Genomic DNA, 16359 nt, shown 5'->3' on the forward strand with positions numbered 1-16359 from the left:
GGAATCAATTTTGTTTCTCTTCAAGATCTTCGCGCCCAGACCAATCTTAGTCCCGATGGAGACTTGCAGGAATTATTCGCAGGCAATCGGCGGTTCGCGGCAGATCAACTCACATCGATTGAGCCCGATCTGGCCATCTTGAAAGTGCATAACGTTGATAAACAAGAGCCATTTGCGGCCATACTTGCCTGTGCCGATTCTCGCATACCTGTGGAACTCGTCTTCGACCAGACGATCGGTCACATCTTCGTCACACGTGTTGCGGGGAATGTGGTGACACCGCAGATTATCGCCAGCCTGGAATTTGGAGTGGCTGTCCTAGGGTTCAAAGTTCTTCTTGTGGTTGGTCATAGTGGCTGCGGGGCAGTAAGAGCTGCGATGAAACCCGACACGGTACCAGAACAAATCAGCGTGTTGTATCAATATCTTCTGCCAAATGGGACAGTCTGGCGATAATCTCAATAAAGCCATCGAGGCCAATGCAAGGTTTCAGGCCGAATTGCTACGCACGTCCTCTACAGTCATACGGGATGCTGCTAAGGCCGGCAAACTAAAGGTTGAAGCTGGAGTTTATGATCTTGCCACAGGCATAGTCGGTTTGAGCTAACCGCCTCAACCCTGATATTTTCAACTGAACCGGATTTTTGCAGATTGGGGTGATGGGAATCCGTGTGGTCACGAAACTTGAACTCGCTATTTTTTTGGGGAGGCACTTTAAAAGCATAGTTTTTTGGTCTCTCTTGTCTGGCTCTCCTCCGATCACCGATACTTCAGTAGGGAATTGTAATGGTGAGTACTCGGAATGTCATGATTCTGTGCCAAGTCATGTATGGAATATTGATTCTTGAGCCTAACACTCCCAATTTTTCCACATTCTGAACAGGCCGCTTTATGCCTAGCATAAGTAATCGTCAAGATATTCGGAAAATGCCGCCCCTCATTGAATCCCATTGGGTACGCCAAGGCTCAAACTGTTGAAGATTTGTTGAGAGGTATGGGTTTGTTATGCGGTATATTAGGTTTCATAAGAATGTGGCTTTGCCCCCTTCACTCAGCCACTCAAGTTCGATATGGTAAAACACAAGACCAGAGCTTAATTCTTAAGTGAGTATGCCACTAATGGTGCGAAACTTTTTCTGTCCTGGCGGATGGTCCCTGACAGATTCTCGTACTCTTAATCATTCCTAATCTTTGGCGAGGATTGTATGACGCGTACATGGTTTTGGGGAATTGTTGGAATCCTTTTCATCATAAATGGTCTGAGCCAGCCTGCCTGGTCTCAAGAGTCCAAACCAGGAGAGGCTCCAGAGCAGGATGATGGCCCGCCGGGTTCAATGGTGCCCATTCCTGAAGGGGATTTTCTCATGGGAGATAATGACGGCTCTCGAAACGAGCGACCGGAACATACGGTTTGGCTGGATGCCTATTTTATCGATCGGTACGAAGTGAGCATGGCGGAATACCAGAAATTATTGGATACCGATTATAGTATTGAACCTCCGCCGCTGTGGGATGATGGTATTGCCACGGGAGAATTTGGGATCAGACCGGCTGTGGGAATTTCCTGGAACGATGCCAAACGGTATTGTGAATGGGTGGAAAAACGTTTGCCGACAGAAGCCGAATGGGAAAAAGCCGCCCGTGGCACGGATGGGCGAAGGTATCCATGGGGTCACATGCAGCCCTTTGTGGATATTGCTAACTATAACCAGGGGACGACGGGGTGGGTGAGTTATAAACTGACCCTTTCGCCGGTCACGAGTGGGACCAAGGGCATGAGTATTCGTCATGGCTTAAAACAGGGCGGAAAAAGCGCCTATGGCTTGTATAATATGGCAGGGAATGCTGCCGAATGGGTCAATGATTGGTATGACCGTTTTTATTATGAAGAGAGTCCCAAGAAGAATCCTCAAGGGCCGGAGGAAGGCGATTATAAAGTATTACGCGGGGGCTCGTGGGAGGACCAGCCTGTAAACTTACGGGTAACCGCCCGCTCAAAAGGGGAAGTTGATTTTCAGGACCTAACAACCGGATTTCGTTGTGCCAAGGATACGAAGTGATGGTGCGACTACTCGTAACAGTGGCCGCACCCGGTAAACTTTTACCGTGGGGTTTGGATGAGATCGCGAAGTGACTCAACCGATTGAATTGGAGTGGAAGGGACTCGTTTTTGCCCATAGAGCCAACGAGCGGTTGTTCCTCCAATATTCCGAATGGTATAGGGTGCACCGCCTGGAATATGAATTTCTTCTCCCACGGATGGGTGAACCCGCTCTCCCGCTATCTCCAATTCCAATTCTCCTGACATTGCCATAAAAATTTCTTCCATATCCTGCGTGACGGCTCTCCATTCTCGTCCGGAATGATCAATCCACACCCCACAGGAAAATCCACGAGCATGCCAATTCTTCGAAACGGTTGAGCGATCAATGATGGGGTGGCTTTTCATGATAGGCCTCTTAGAGGATAAAAGACTTATAAAAAATTCCGATGAATAAGCTGGCGATCGCCGCAATGGAGCCATTGATTCCTGCCGAAGAAGAAGTGCGGAGATGGATGCAAGTGACAAGGACATGCGCCAGTCACTCGTATTGAAGGAAATCCATGGAAAAGCACCGGCAGTGCATTCATGGGGGTAGAAAGAAGAGAATGAAAGAGAGTGAAATTTCCTCCGAATGCGTCCACTTATATAGAGGGGACATACCCCTGTCAATGTCACAAATTGTGGAAAAGGTGTGAACGATGGTGGATAAATTCACCGTGAAATCACGAATTCCTTTGTGAAAAGGGAATTCACTATGTGGATTATGGGGATAAATATTTTTTTGACGGCTTTGTTCAATAAAAGAGTGCGAAGCCAAATAAAATCCATCATTGATGTATAAGGTTTGTGGTGTCACGGTCCATGGGGCAACACTATTGCGGCATCTAAAGTAATTGGGGAAAATGGCTGATTTCCTATTCAGGGCACTGTCATCTCTGGTGTGGGGCCCTGTCCTTCGCGTATATTTTTACACGAATATGGTCTGTGGTCCGCATCGAACTTTAATCTACTCTTAGAACAAGATCATGATTGACGGATTGAACTATTACCAAATTCTGGGGATTCCTGAAGATGCACTCCTGAAGGAAGTGCAGAGCGCATGGCGGAAATTTGTCAAAGAAAATCATGAGGATGTCGTCCCACAAGCGGAACGACAGGCCGCCAAGGAAAGGATGTTCAGGATCAACGAAGCCTATGCCGTGCTCAGTCACGAAGAAAAGCGGGCTGATTACGATAATGGGTATATGCTGAATGGCGGGTCAAAAAATGAACTCGTGAGAAGTCGGGTCAGAAGAGCCAAAGAGATCCTTCTCAGGGATAGATCGCTCATTACCAGAGAAGAGATGAAACTCATCGAATCTATCATTGATTATCTTGATAAAAACACCCAGGAAGCGTGTTTTGTCTGGATGACCGATATCTTATGTGAACGTCCTGAAATGGCTAGACATGTAGTAACGTCCGCGTTTGATGAGCAACTGTTAGGAGCCAACAGCCAATTACTCAATACGCTTCTAGAAAAAGCGCCGTACGCAATGACCTGGGAAAAGATCTATCTCTATGGGGAAGAAATCCTTGGGGTTGCCGGGAAGGAGAACAAAGAAAGAAATTACAACCAACTCGCGCGCATCTTGTGTCACCGGCTTGATTTAGCCAAACATTTTGTATACCCCTCATTCCAGGAGCAAGCTTCCGGTTGTGAAAGCTGCCTGCTGCCAACCTTATTAAAAGTGGCCCCAAAAGAAATTACCCAGGACCATTTTAATGATTACATTGATACCGTTCACAGCATGCGGTGGATCGTGTACGGCCAGCTCAGAAACTATAACGAGCAGGCGGTTGCCTGGATACTGAAGGCCAGACCGGATCTGGTCAGAAAGCCTGAAGAGAAACCCGCACCGAAAGAGCTGCCACTTCCCTTGCGGTCATGACTTTAGAGATTAAATGCATCTATGGAATTTTTGACCATCCGGCGTCATTTGAATTCAAAGGACGCCGGATAGAGTTCATCTTTTGACTATGAGTTTGTTTTTTATTTAGGGATTAGGTGTGACTTAAGAGAAATGAACTCACCCTCATGTTTCCCAATAGGTCTTATTTTTCAAGGCTTAATGGATTAAATCCTTGAATATTTAATGAAAGCTTTTTCCTGCACTTAGGGCAATTGGTGCTATCCAAATCATTATTTTTGGAATCCTTAACCAATAAACCAAAAAACGAAGCTGATCTATGATGATCGATAGTAAAATCAAAACCACAAGGGCATTGACATTTTCTTTTGGGCGGCATTTCATTATTTCCTTTAATCATTTTCCCAATGATGACTAGGAACACCCGTTGGTTGATCCGCAGTTATCGCACTTTAAACAGGTCCCGTTCCTCACCATTTTGAATTGTTTACATTCCGGGCATGGATCGCCTTCATAGCCTTTTTGCCGGGCCTCTTGTACTTCCGTGATGGTCAGGGTCTCGCGCTTCATTTCCACTTTTCTGGCGACTTTCCCATGTTCTCCGTTTTTCCCAACTCCGTTGCCCACCGATTTTCGAGAAGGGAATACTTCGGGACTAATTGAAGTCGAACTGAGTGAGCGTGGGTCCACTAAACCCTCTTCGCCTTCATCCGGCATATCCGTTTCTTTTTTGAGGGCATCCACTCGAAGATCTTCGGGAGCCACCTGTTCCAGGTCGTGACGGTCCAGATAGGTGATCGCCAGTTCACGGAAAATGTAGTCGATGATCGAGGTCGACATTTTGATGTGGTCGTTGAGCTTGACCGGCCCGTTTGGCTCAAATCGAGTGAACACAAATGCGTCCACATATTCTTCAAGAGGGACGCCATGTTGGAATCCAAGAGAAATCGCAATAGCGAAACAGTTCATCAAGCTTCGAAAGGCGGCTCCCTCTTTATGCATATCCAGGAAAATTTCGCCCAGGGTGCCGTCTTCATATTCGCCGGTTCGGAGATAGATTTTGTGGCCCCCGACAATGGCCTTTTGGGTATAACCGCCTCGACGGGTTGGGAGGGGACGGCGTTTCGCCAGGTAACGGACCAATACGCGGGAAGCGGCCTGTTTCGCCACGGAGGCAATTTGCTCATTTGAGGCAGATAAATCGCCCCATTCGCTGACGGTATTCAGCGGTTGGCTGAGTTTCGACCCGTCCCGATACAGGGCTACGGCTTTGACCATGGAAGTCCAGGACAGCATATAAGCCTCCTTAACCGATTCCACGGACGCCTCGGCCGGCATATTGATGGTTTTGCTAATGGCCCCGCTGATGAATGGCTGAGCGGCTGCCATCATCCGGATATGGGCCGGTGGAGAAATAAATCGTTGTCCTATGCGCCCGCACCGGTTGGCACAATCAAAAATTGGCAGATGTTCCGGTTTGAGATGTGGAGCGCCTTCAACGGTCATGGTGCCACAGCAAAAGTCCGTTGCCGCAAGAATTTCTTCCTGAGTGAATCCGAGAATTTTGAGAATATTTAATTGAGGACTCTGAAGTTGAGATTCAGTCAGACCTAATTTTTCACGACAGAATTCCTCGGTGAGGGTCCATTTGTTAAACGCGAAGTGAATATCAAAGGCTCCGTCCAGCGTGGCCTCCATGCGTTCCAGCACCTCGCGGTCGAATCCCTTGGCCAGCAACGTGTCATGGTTGATAAATGGAGCTTGTTTAAGAGTTCGGGTCCCCGTCGCATAGGTGATGATATCTTGAATCTGGCTTGAGCTGTATCCCAGATGCCGTAAAGCCGGAGGAAGGCTTTGATTGATGATTTTAAAGTAGCCACCCCCGGCCAGTTTCTTGAATTTGACCAGGGCGAAATCGGGTTCGATTCCGGTGGTATCGCAATCCATGACTAAGCCGATTGTGCCGGTTGGCGCGATGACGGTGGCTTGTGCGTTTCGATACCCGTACTGTTCACCCAGTTCCAATGCCCGGTCCCAGGATGTTTGCGCGGCTTGTAAGAGGGGTTGGGGACATTGGTCCGGTTGAATGCCCATTGGGGGAATTGTGAGCTCTTCATATTCATCCGCCGAGGCATTGTAGGTCGCTCGGCGATGATTTCTCATCACTCGAAGCATGGCTTCGGCATTACGTGGATAGGCGTTAAAGTGACCTAATTCTTTAGCCATTTCTGCGGATGTGGCATAGGATTCCCCGGTCATCAGTGACGTAATGGCCCCGCTCCAGGCTAAGGCCTGCGGCGAATCGTAGGGAATCCCAATTTTCATCAGAATGGAACCCAAGTTGGCATAGCCAAGGCCGAGCGTTCTATAGGCAAAGCTTTTTTCAGCAATTGCGCGGCCCGGGAATCCTGCCATCAGCACGCTAATTTCCAGGACAATTGTCCACAACCGGACGGCATGTCGAAATCCGTCTATGTCAAACTGTCCTTCCGATGTCAGAAATCGCCCTAAATTGATGGAGGCCAGATTGCACGCGGTATCATCCAAAAACATGTATTCGCTGCAAGGATTCGAGGCATTAATCCGACCATCCTGGGGACAGGTATGCCATTCGTTAATGGTTGTGTCGTATTGCACGCCGGGATCGGCGCAGATCCAGGCTGCCCAGGCGATTCGATCCCATAATTCTTTTGCCGGCATGGTCTTGCAGACCGCACCGTCGGTGCGCCTGGTCAACTTCCAATCCCCGCCTGCCTGAAGGGTCTCAAAAAATTCATTCGGAATTCGGATGCTATTATTCGAGTTTTGCCCGGAGACCGTCTGATAGGCTTTGCTATCCCAATTGGTGTCATATTCATGGAACACGAAATGGGTAAACCCTTCCTGGGCATAGCTGAACATCCGGTGAATATAGGGTTCCGGCACGGCGGCTTCCCGTGCGGCTTGGATTGCCTCACGTAAGGAATGGTTATCCCGGGGATTGGTATCGACTTGCGTGGTCCCGTCCTGACGTGGGACGTGACAGGCCTTTAAAATGGCATTCAAATGACGTGCGCAGACTTTCGATCCGGTGACCATGGCCGCGACTTTTTGTTCTTCTATGACTTTCCAGTCAATAAATTCTTCAATGTCGGGATGATCCAAATCCAGACACACCATTTTCGCGGCGCGGCGAGTGGTGCCTCCCGATTTAATGGCACCGGCGGCCCGATCGCCGATTTTGAGAAAGGACATGAGTCCTGACGAGCGACCGCCTCCTGATAAGGATTCTCCATCGGCCCGTAACTTGGAGAAATTGGTACCGGTTCCAGACCCGTATTTGAACAGGCGAGCTTCCCGAACCCACAGATCCATAATCCCGCCTTCATTGACCAAATCGTCAGAAATCGATTGGATGAAGCAGGCATGGACTTGAGGGCGCTCATACGCGTTGCGGGCCTGTTTGACCCGGTGGGTATTCGGGTCAACATAGAAATGTCCTTGTGAAGGTCCAGACAGGCCGTAGGCAAAGTGGAGTCCGGTGTTAAACCATTGGGGAGAGTTGGGCGCGGCCATTTGCCAGGCCAACATGTAACTCAGTTCGTCTTTAAAGGTTTCGGCATCTTCCGGGGTATCAAAGTAGTGATGAGTTTTGCCCCATTCCGTCCAACAACCGGCGAGTCGATGGAACACTTGCCTGGCATCACGTTCCCCTCCCAGCAGTGGGCCGCCTTTCTCATTGAGGAGTGGATGTCCCTGGTCGTCAAATTGGGGAACCCCGGCTTTACGAAAATATTTTTGGGCCAAAATGTCCACTGCCAGTTGGGACCAATGTTCCGGGGCCAGAATATTGTCTTGATGGAACACGGCTGAGCCATCCGGGTTTCGGATTTCTGAGGATCGGGTTGAGAATGGGATGGCCTGATAAGGGCTTTCACCCGTTTTTGTGAATCGACGGTCAATTTTCATGTAGGACTCCTTTGGAAGAGACTGCAAACCTGAGGGGTAATTCTTCGGTCATTTTTTCCGCCTCATCTGGCATTCCTGTCTTCCAAAGAGGGCGCACTAGAATTGTGCCTCTTTACTGCCAAGTATGGTCTCACGGAACGTGAAGTTCATACAATAAGCAGTGCAACCAGAAGCCATCAATGCAGTATATCGGCGAATGACTGGCCTCTAGCAGGGAAGAATTGGCTTATGCCAAATGCCTGCACACATCAAGGAAAATAGGAAAAATAAAACCGGAAGAAATAATTGGTATAAACCAATGCCCCACAATCTATAGCGGATAGAATAAAATGTCAATACTAAATGTTGTGACTGGTGCCCACTTGATGGGGATTTCTGTGCAGAACATGTGAGTTCAAAAAACCTAATATTTCGTGCGGAGTTCCGAATGAATTTTCATGGTTATCAACAGCCTGAAATTCTAGCCCAACAAGTTATGCACACGAAGATTATTCAAGACGAAAAAAATTAATAAAAATTTTCAGATGGCCTTTTATGGTTCTCACGACCATTCGTAAAACATGAATAATCAGGAAAGTGATAGAGGAAAAAATGTGTTCAGATTGAAAGCAGTCACGACGGGATCGGCAGTAAGTCTCTGTGCGAACATTTTGATTTGCTGCGGTATCCTATGTCACCTTATGGGTTTGTGGCAGGTGGATCAGATATGGTCCATGGGAGATTAGGAGGCCTATTTTTTGAAGAAGGAGCCGAATCATGTATGTGTGGAGTAAACCCTTGGTTCTCGGGTTGGTGTTGGCGTTGGTCTTGTTGGAGGGAATGTTTTTCCTCATGATCGGGGAGGGAGGGGAAAGCCAGTTGCATGTTCGAACCACTCAGTGGATTACGGCCAACTATGTCTTATTAATGATTTGGATCTTTGTCTGGATGTATGATCAAGCAAGGGTGAGGGGAAAAAATGTGTGGTTGTGGATCTTGCCCTTTGCTTTGTTCCCACTGCCGACACTGGCCTTTTTTATTTTCAGGCTTCAGCGGCGGATTGCCTGAGCAGATTTACCCGATAATCACTCGGGCCTTAGCATATCGATAGGGCTTACTGACGATGGTCTTGATGGCAAATAATCCGATCATCAATGGGCCGAACCGGCCCAAGAGCATGGATAGCATAATCATGACTTTCCCAAAATCGGTAAAGAGTGCCGATAAGCTGAGTGCTTCGCCGTTTCCTAAAGACATGCCCACAATGCCCATGGCCGAGGTGACCTCAAACATCAGGAATAAAAACGGTTGCGACTCGGTAGAATCCAGCAGAAGGGTCATGCCGGTAATCATGACAAAAGCAAGGATGGTGAAGCAAAGAGCCCGAGTAATGAGATCCTGGGGGATTCGCCGGTTAAAGATTTCGACGTCTTTATCTCGACGCAGCATGCTTAAGATGGTCAGAAAGACGATGGCGGCAGTGGTTGTTTTGAGGCCTCCTGCCATACTGCCGGGTGATCCTCCGATGGCCATCAGTAATAACAGAAAATAGAGTGTGGCATCCCGCATGTCGATGATGTCCATCGATGTAAATCCTGCAGTACGGGAAACTGAGTGAAAGTAGGAAATCGTCAGCTTTTTTCCGATGGAGGCGGATTGGAATGTGGAGGGATTGTTCCACTCCAATATGGTAATCCCTATTGTTCCACCCACGATAAGCAGGGCGGTGGTTACTAATACCAATTTGGTGTGTGTCTGTAAACGAAAACGTTGCCCACGAATATTGCCGAGAATATCTTCAAAGACAAAAAACCCGATGCTTCCAAAGATCACCAAAATGGTGATGATTCCATTGATGGTCCAGTCTGTTTGAAATGTTTTAAAGCTATCAGAAAAAAGGGCAAACCCTGCATTGTTAAATGCCGAAATGGCATGGAATATTCCGTAATAGGCGGCTGTCCACCACGGAAAGTCGACGGCAAAGCGAAGCGTGAGCAACACCGCACCTAGGCTCTCCAATCCAAAGGTAATAATGGCTACCAGTTTCACGAACCGGACTAATCCCTGTAAATCCATGGTATTCATCGATTCGCTGAGCATCATCCTGTCTCGTAACCCAAGGCGACGCCCCAATATGAGTAAAATCATTGTGGCCATCAACGCGTACCCTAATCCTCCAATCTGAATCAACCCGAGAATTACTCCTTGCCCGAACAGGGTGAAATCCTGTGGGGTATCCATGACGATGAGACCCGTGACGCAGACGGCGGAGGTTGCGGTAAAGAGCGCATCAAGGAAGGAGATGTGAACTCCTGGATGAGTGGCGATAGGAAGCATGAGCAGGCAGGCACCGAAGAGAATGAGTCCGAGGGCAGCAGATGCCACAATCTGGCCAGGTAGTAACCGAAAGCCGACACAACGGGCTATCAGGAGTTTTCCGAAACCGTCACTCATTGGGTAAGGGAAGGGGGTTCGGTTGAATGTGAATCAGGATGGGCGGATAGGGGCATCTGGTTCGAACCATCAGGAATGCCAGGCTTGGTTCATGTCCAAGCGCAGCCATTTTGTTAGAAACAATAGGAATGAGGTGGGAGACAAAATTGAAAGACGATAGATGACTCTCGGGTAATCCCCGACTGGGCCAGACTGCATGATGATAATCGAAAAATACTAGCATGTTCGCCCGGCAATGGAAACCTGGGTTCCTGTTGTCTTGTTGTGCGGAAAGGCCTTCTTTATAATGACATGCCTATGAATTCTGAGGATTTCCAACAACCCCAACCACGGGTGACGTTCTATACGTTAGGGTGTCGACTCAATCAGGCTGAAACGGCTGTCCTTAAGGACGGGTTTCAGCAAAGCGGGTTTCTCCCGGTTGAATTTGGTCAGGAAACGGATGTTTTTGTGATCAATACCTGCACTGTCACGGAAGGGGCCGAGGTCGATTGCCGACGAATCGTTCGCCAGGTCCTCCGTCATTCGCCCCACGCCTTTGTGGCGGTCACCGGGTGTTATGCTCAGACCGGACTTGAAGTGCTCCGCCGCATGGCCGATATTGACCTCATTGTCGGCAATCAATTCAAAATGCAGCTGCCTGAGATCATTCCACCATTTTCTCAGCTTAAAAAACAGCCTGTGCCACTGGTGCATCATGGGCGGATTGATCCTGAGAATTTTTTGATAGAAGGCGTAGGAGCCTATACCACGACTCGCGCAAATGTGAAAATTCAGGACGGGTGTCAATTTATGTGTTCGTTTTGCCTGATTCCCTTTGCCAGAGGCCGGGAGCGGAGTCGGTTTCTGGAGGATGCGGTTCGTGAGGCCGAGGAATTGGTGGAAAGAGGGCATCGTGAGTTAGTGCTGACGGGAGTGAACATCGGACAATATCGGGATGGAGCTGCCGACCTCTTGGTGCTCCTTCATCGATTTGAGGCCATTAAAGGCCTGGAGCGGATCCGTATTTCCTCAATTGAACCCACGACAGTTCCTGAGAGTCTTCTGGACTATATGAGCAGTTCCACCAAGCTGTGCCGGTATTTGCATGTGCCCTTACAGAGCGGAGATGATCGTATACTGGAGGCCATGAATCGGCGATATTCGGTGCGAGAGTATTCGGAAGCAATGGAATCTGCTCTGAAGCGGATTCCAGATCTGTGCTTTGGAACGGATGTGCTGGTGGGGTTTCCTGGGGAGGGCTCACGAGAATTTTCGAATACGGAAGCGGTGATCCGGGATCTTCCTTTTGCGTATTTGCATGTGTTTAGCTACTCGCCCAGGCCAGGGACCGCCTCGACCAAGTTGCCACATGCCGTGTCTCCAATAACGACAAAAGAGCGGAGTCGGAGATTGCGGGAATTATCCGATCACAAGCGAATGGCTTTCCAACAGCGGTTTATAGGGCGACGAGTCTCGGTGTTATTTGAAGCAGCCGAAGCCGAGGGCTATTGGCCGGGGCTGACGGATAATTATATTCGAGTGGCCGTTCGTTCTCCACATCCGCTACGTAATACCATTCAACCGGTTGTCGTAACCGGCATCATGTCGGGTACGACGTTGGGATTGCTGGAGCCATCCTCTGAGTTCTCTCCCACGGCAAAGGATCTGTATTCTGTTTCTTCACTCGTGAGCGTTTCATAGAAAGGCGATAGTTGTGAGCGGACCCTCTTTACTGATCCCTACCAGCTTGAAGGCTCGGACCCATTTGCCTGATAAAGGGCGCTATCAGGTGTATATGGAGACCTTCGGGTGTCAGATGAATGAATATGATTCGGAAATCGTTCGTTCTCTGTTAAAAACCCGGGGATTTCAATTTACTCCGTATGATGATGAAGCCGATGTTATTTTGTTTAACACCTGTGCCATTCGAGAGAATGCCCATAATCGCGTGTATGGCCATTTGGCCCGGTATACCAATAAAAAACAGGAACGAGGCTTAGTTATCGGGGTATTAGGCTGTATGGCTCAGAATCTGAAACAAGAGCTGATGGATACGCGCTCATTCATTGATGTGCTCGTCGGGCCAGATGGATACCGACAACTGCCCGATCTTCTCATGGATGCGTTGGAGCATCGCAAACGAGGGTTGGCCGTTGATCTGTCTGAATACGAAACGTATGCCCATATCGTTCCGGATCGGCCGGTTGGAATTAATGGGTGGATTGCGGTCATGCGGGGCTGTGATAATTTTTGCTCTTTTTGCGTGGTGCCGTATACGCGAGGACGAGAACGTTCCCGAGATCCGGAGGGGATTATTCAGGAAGCCCATCAATTGGTCAGTCAGGGAGTTCGGCAAATCACCTTATTGGGACAAAATGTCAATTCCTACCGGTCGGGAGAGTGGGATTTTGCCCGATTGTTAATAGCGGTTGGGGATGTTCCTGGGATTCAGCGTGTGCGGTTTATGTCTCCCCATCCCAAAGATTTTCCGCCAGCCCTGCTTGAAGCCGTTGCGGAACATCCCGCCATCTGTAAAACCATCCATTTGCCCCTGCAATCGGCTAATGATCGAATTCTGGAACGCATGGGTCGGGGATACACTCAAAGAGAGTATCGTAAGCTGGTTGAGGCCATTCGAAAGAAAGGCCCTCTTGTTTTAACCACCGATCTCATTTGTGGATTTTGTGGAGAAACCGATGAGGAGTTCCAGGAGACCTATCGTCTTATCCAAGAGGTGGGATATCAGGCGGCATTCGTATTTAAATATTCTGAACGAAAGCACACGATTGCGGCCAGAAAATTTGTGGATGATGTCCCTGAGCAGGTGAAGGGGGCTCGGACGAATCAGATCGTCGAATTGCAAAAAGAAATTTCCCTTTCAAAAAACAAAGAACTCATCGGCACCAAGGTAGAAGTCATGCTGGAAGGGCATTCCAAAAAATCCGATCTGCAATGGATGGGGCATAGCGACCACAATGTGACGGTTGTCTGGCCCAAGGATAACGAAGTCCGCCAACCAGGAGACCTGGTGCACGTTCTGGTCAGTGATGCTTCGCCTTCCACCCTTTATGGTCATGCCCAATCCTGATGGATTTTGTGGGTTTCTGGTAACCCAAAATTCTTTATCCCATCCTCATTCCCTAAATCGCTGATTTTTCTGCGATTCCTTTTGTGTGAATCCTCCCAAACTGAAATTTTACTGAGTTTGCCGTCGTGTTTAGTTGGGAGAATCCGGCCCAATCGTACGCTGGTTTCTACCTCAAGTCAGTTGCTCATTGTCCGATAAAACCTTTGATTACTTGTAGATTTCCGGTCGCATGGCGGAACGGAATGTCTTTCAACTTCCTGGTGCTCATTTAGAAAAAACTCCCCATACAAACGAGCAATGGAGGCCAGCCTATATCGTGTTACGTCTGGATGATTGGCTTTCGAAGGAATGTCGTTGTGATGGATGGCGATAAAAGGCCTGAGGTGTAGCGAACAATGGATGCCCAGATTCTGCAGCGTATAAAAAATTGCAAGACCCTTCCGGCGATTCCCGCGCTGCCTCTGCAAGTACTTCAACTGTGTCGGGATGAGAGGACTACCGCTCAACGTATTGGTGACGTCATTAGTAAAGATCCATCCTTTGTCGCCAAACTGTTGAATGTGGCAAATTCCAGTTTTTACGGGGGCAGTCGCCATAAAGTGACGACGGTCACCCATGCGGTGACGTTATTGGGCATGAATTCTATTGCCACGTTAGCCTTTTGTTTTTCGTTATATCGGGATTTACGAAAAAAAGGTGGCGGAGCGTTTGATCATACCCATTTTTGGCATCGATGTATTTTGGCGAGTTTGGCCTCGAAAGTATTGGCCAAGCGCGTCCGGGTGACGAACGAAGAAGAAATTTTCCTTGCCGGATTATTGCAGGACTTGGGCGTGTTGGTGATGAGCGAGGCTTTAGGCATGGAGTATGGGTTGATATATAAAAAAGCTGCGCAGGATCATCAGGTATTGGAGACGTTAGAACAGGATCGATGGAAAACGGATCATTGCGAGATCGGGGCATGGTTGGCTGAGACCTGGGAATTGCCAGAATTATTGCGAGAATCCGTCAAAGGGAGTCATGATCCCTCCTTGGCATCCAGTAGCGATGAAGTTTCCCGGTTAACTATCCAATGTGTAGCCCTTTCGGGGCGGTTAGCTGATATGTGGTGCCACCAACAGCCGGAGATGGCTATTCAAGCAGCTATCCAATCATCAAAGGAGCTTTTGGATATTGAACCTGAGGGACTTGTGGAAGTCGCCAAACAAATTGCTGATGGAATTCCTGATATGTCCAGCTTTTTCCAAATCAGCTTGGGGAACTCCGATGACATTCAAAAAGTGTTGGATAATCTTGAGCAAATCGTCACGGGTATCTCTCCATCCGAAATGTCAGAACCAATCCCTGCCTTATAAGGCCGGGATTCCTCCAAGGTTTCTCCGCAGTCTACCTCAGCATTCAATCAGTTTAGCTCCAGTTTTATGCGAATGTATTTGCCCGTGACTTCCAATGTCAGGTGGATGGCGGGATAAGTCCGTCGAATTACCAGGAAATGCCGAAGACCTGACCTAGGAGGTCTTGAGACATAAGGCGACATTCACTCGGGATCGTGTAGAGGGAAAGAGAATTTATCCGCTCAAGGGGACTGTCAGAATTGAGGTCCAGTCAACGGGATGTTCGCTTTTGGAGCGGATAAGATGGATCATGTCGGATGTAAAGTTGATGCGCAAATTTTGAGATAAAGTTGACGTGATTCTATCTTTCAGTTCAAGGGAATAATGACCATACAACAGGCTGAGATGGGGCATATAGGGGCTGGGATCCTTGACGAACATTTTTCTTGCCAGTTCATGCGCATTCATGAGTGCTGTTGTTTCCTGGGTCTTTAAGAACACACATTGAAAATACTGATCAGCAAGGCCTGGTTCGGTTAGAAGAATATCGATAGGTGAAAGCGATTCACCAAGTTCCAAGCACCGAACGGATATATCCTCTTCTGTGCTTGGAAGAGAACCCAAGAGCGTCACATGCGGCTCGAAGACTGGAGCGTGATACGCTCTGCTCAAATCGGTAATGGCCTCCATGAGAATGTCGTAGGCCGGACCAGTAGGTGCCAACCAGAGGTGATAGGTGTTTGCCACATACACCTTTCAGATTTGTTGAGAAGCGTCGGAATAACGCATTTTTATGGCCCAAAGGAGTATTTTAAGTAGGGATTTTTTCTTTTGGTTTTGAAGGTTTAATTCCGGTCCAGATGAGCAGGCCTCCACTCATGATCAATGCCAATGGAACGAGCATCAATACAAAGAGGTTCCCCTTGGCTTGCCAGGCTGCTGTGCCCATTGTCCCGCCGACAAAAGCCAACGCGGTGCCGAGTAAGATCAGGATAATCCTTAGGATGAAGAATGGGAACTGCTTGAACTTGCTTCGATACGCTTTTGGAGGTTCTGCCTCTCTACCGAACAAAAGTGTTGGTCTCGTGGCCTGGGTGTTCCGTCGGTCCCCCTTTTTGCCCGGTCCACTAAGTGTTTTCTCTTCACCGGTTGTGTTCCTGATGGGCCCAAGGATTTGAAACCGGATGGCAATGAACCCTTGATTTGCGACAGAGATGTAATCCAGCCTGAGTTGCAAAAATGGCCAGATCCCCCCAGTCACAATCTGTTTGGCTACATCACCCGGAACATACCCCAACATATCCCGTTTTGTAGAAAAGATTTGCTCCGATACCCCAAATATTTTGATGGCATGAGGGTCCTGGGGATTGCTCGGTTCTTGTTCCCAGTCCAACAGATGATTGGAACCTTGGATAAACTGCCAGACAATGGTCTGCCGATCTTGAATTCCCTGAATCTCAAGGTTTTCATAGTAGACTTCATACCCGACTGGGATTGGTGGCAAGAAAGAAATGCCATCAGGCATGACGATGTTCTGCCGGTCTTTTCGTTCCGACATGCTTCAGTCGTACCTTTTCCGTTGATTTAAGGGGGAGAAATGGTGACTTCTCTCTCGAAACA

Annotated in this window: 12 protein-coding genes; 7 read left to right on the top strand and 5 right to left on the bottom strand. The window is 48.5% G+C overall.

Features of this window, described 5'->3' with window-relative positions:
• The first annotated feature begins 63 nt into the window (after window positions 1-63).
• Both PJI16_09195 and PJI16_09200 read left to right on the top strand, forming a co-directional pair.
• On the top strand, window positions 64-456 hold the full coding sequence (locus PJI16_09195) for a carbonic anhydrase (GenBank protein MDT3777728.1): 393 nt from the start codon (window positions 64-66) through the stop codon (window positions 454-456).
• A 749-nt stretch (window positions 457-1205) separates the two neighbouring features.
• The gene (locus tag PJI16_09200) at window positions 1206-2060 is read left to right on the top strand and encodes an SUMF1/EgtB/PvdO family nonheme iron enzyme (protein MDT3777729.1); all 855 of its coding nucleotides are present in this window, start codon (window positions 1206-1208) and stop codon (window positions 2058-2060) included.
• A 41-nt stretch (window positions 2061-2101) separates the two neighbouring features.
• On the opposite strand, the gene PJI16_09205 is transcribed toward PJI16_09200, so the two are convergent.
• On the bottom strand, window positions 2102-2449 hold the full coding sequence (locus PJI16_09205; GenBank protein MDT3777730.1) for a cupin domain-containing protein: 348 nt from the start codon (window positions 2447-2449) through the stop codon (window positions 2102-2104).
• A gap of 620 nt (window positions 2450-3069) precedes the next feature.
• On the opposite strand from PJI16_09205, the gene PJI16_09210 reads away from it, so the two are divergent.
• Complete coding sequence (locus tag PJI16_09210; GenBank protein MDT3777731.1) at window positions 3070-3975, top strand: DnaJ domain-containing protein; 906 nt, start codon at window positions 3070-3072, stop codon at window positions 3973-3975.
• Between the two features lie 393 nt (window positions 3976-4368).
• Here PJI16_09210 and PJI16_09215 read toward each other — a convergent pair whose 3' ends face one another.
• The gene (locus PJI16_09215) at window positions 4369-7902 is read right to left on the bottom strand and encodes a vitamin B12-dependent ribonucleotide reductase (GenBank protein ID MDT3777732.1); all 3534 of its coding nucleotides are present in this window, start codon (window positions 7900-7902) and stop codon (window positions 4369-4371) included.
• A 756-nt stretch (window positions 7903-8658) separates the two neighbouring features.
• Here PJI16_09215 and PJI16_09220 point away from each other — a divergent pair.
• A complete protein-coding gene (locus tag PJI16_09220; GenBank protein ID MDT3777733.1) occupies window positions 8659-8949 on the top strand; it encodes a hypothetical protein in 291 nt (96 codons plus the stop codon).
• A gap of 6 nt (window positions 8950-8955) precedes the next feature.
• On the opposite strand, the gene PJI16_09225 is transcribed toward PJI16_09220, so the two are convergent.
• Window positions 8956-10266 carry a TrkH family potassium uptake protein gene (locus PJI16_09225; GenBank protein MDT3777734.1) on the bottom strand — a complete coding sequence of 437 codons (1311 nt, stop codon included), beginning with the start codon at window positions 10264-10266 and terminating at the stop codon, window positions 8956-8958.
• A 366-nt stretch (window positions 10267-10632) separates the two neighbouring features.
• Here PJI16_09225 and mtaB point away from each other — a divergent pair, with 366 nt between their 5' ends.
• The 3 genes from mtaB to PJI16_09240 all read left to right on the top strand — a co-directional run bounded on the left by mtaB (window position 10633) and on the right by PJI16_09240 (window position 14760).
• A complete protein-coding gene (gene mtaB, locus PJI16_09230; GenBank protein MDT3777735.1) occupies window positions 10633-12018 on the top strand; it encodes a tRNA (N(6)-L-threonylcarbamoyladenosine(37)-C(2))-methylthiotransferase MtaB in 1386 nt (461 codons plus the stop codon).
• Window positions 12019-12031: 13 nt separating this feature from the next.
• On the top strand, window positions 12032-13405 hold the full coding sequence (gene miaB, locus PJI16_09235) for a tRNA (N6-isopentenyl adenosine(37)-C2)-methylthiotransferase MiaB (GenBank protein ID MDT3777736.1): 1374 nt from the start codon (window positions 12032-12034) through the stop codon (window positions 13403-13405).
• Between the two features lie 395 nt (window positions 13406-13800).
• Window positions 13801-14760 carry an HDOD domain-containing protein gene (locus PJI16_09240; protein ID MDT3777737.1) on the top strand — a complete coding sequence of 320 codons (960 nt, stop codon included), beginning with the start codon at window positions 13801-13803 and terminating at the stop codon, window positions 14758-14760.
• A gap of 213 nt (window positions 14761-14973) precedes the next feature.
• Here PJI16_09240 and PJI16_09245 read toward each other — a convergent pair whose 3' ends face one another.
• A complete protein-coding gene (locus tag PJI16_09245) occupies window positions 14974-15486 on the bottom strand; it encodes a hypothetical protein (protein MDT3777738.1) in 513 nt (170 codons plus the stop codon).
• A gap of 64 nt (window positions 15487-15550) precedes the next feature.
• The gene (locus PJI16_09250) at window positions 15551-16297 is read right to left on the bottom strand and encodes a hypothetical protein (protein ID MDT3777739.1); all 747 of its coding nucleotides are present in this window, start codon (window positions 16295-16297) and stop codon (window positions 15551-15553) included.
• Window positions 16298-16359 lie beyond the last annotated feature (62 nt).

Origin of the sequence: Nitrospira sp. MA-1 (assembly GCA_032139905.1) — a bacterium.
Classification (GTDB): domain Bacteria; phylum Nitrospirota; class Nitrospiria; order Nitrospirales; family UBA8639; genus Nitrospira_E.

Coding starts and splice junctions, on each gene's coding strand:
- PJI16_09205 (MDT3777730.1), bottom strand. CDS start 2,449: ATGAAAAGCCACCCCATCATTGATCGCTCAACCGTTTCGAAGAATTGG.
- PJI16_09240 (MDT3777737.1), top strand. CDS start 13,801: ATGGATGCCCAGATTCTGCAGCGTATAAAAAATTGCAAGACCCTTCCG.
- mtaB (MDT3777735.1), top strand. CDS start 10,633: ATGAATTCTGAGGATTTCCAACAACCCCAACCACGGGTGACGTTCTAT.
- PJI16_09220 (MDT3777733.1), top strand. CDS start 8,659: ATGTATGTGTGGAGTAAACCCTTGGTTCTCGGGTTGGTGTTGGCGTTG.
- PJI16_09210 (MDT3777731.1), top strand. CDS start 3,070: ATGATTGACGGATTGAACTATTACCAAATTCTGGGGATTCCTGAAGAT.
- PJI16_09200 (MDT3777729.1), top strand. CDS start 1,206: ATGACGCGTACATGGTTTTGGGGAATTGTTGGAATCCTTTTCATCATA.
- PJI16_09250 (MDT3777739.1), bottom strand. CDS start 16,297: ATGTCGGAACGAAAAGACCGGCAGAACATCGTCATGCCTGATGGCATT.
- PJI16_09215 (MDT3777732.1), bottom strand. CDS start 7,902: ATGAAAATTGACCGTCGATTCACAAAAACGGGTGAAAGCCCTTATCAG.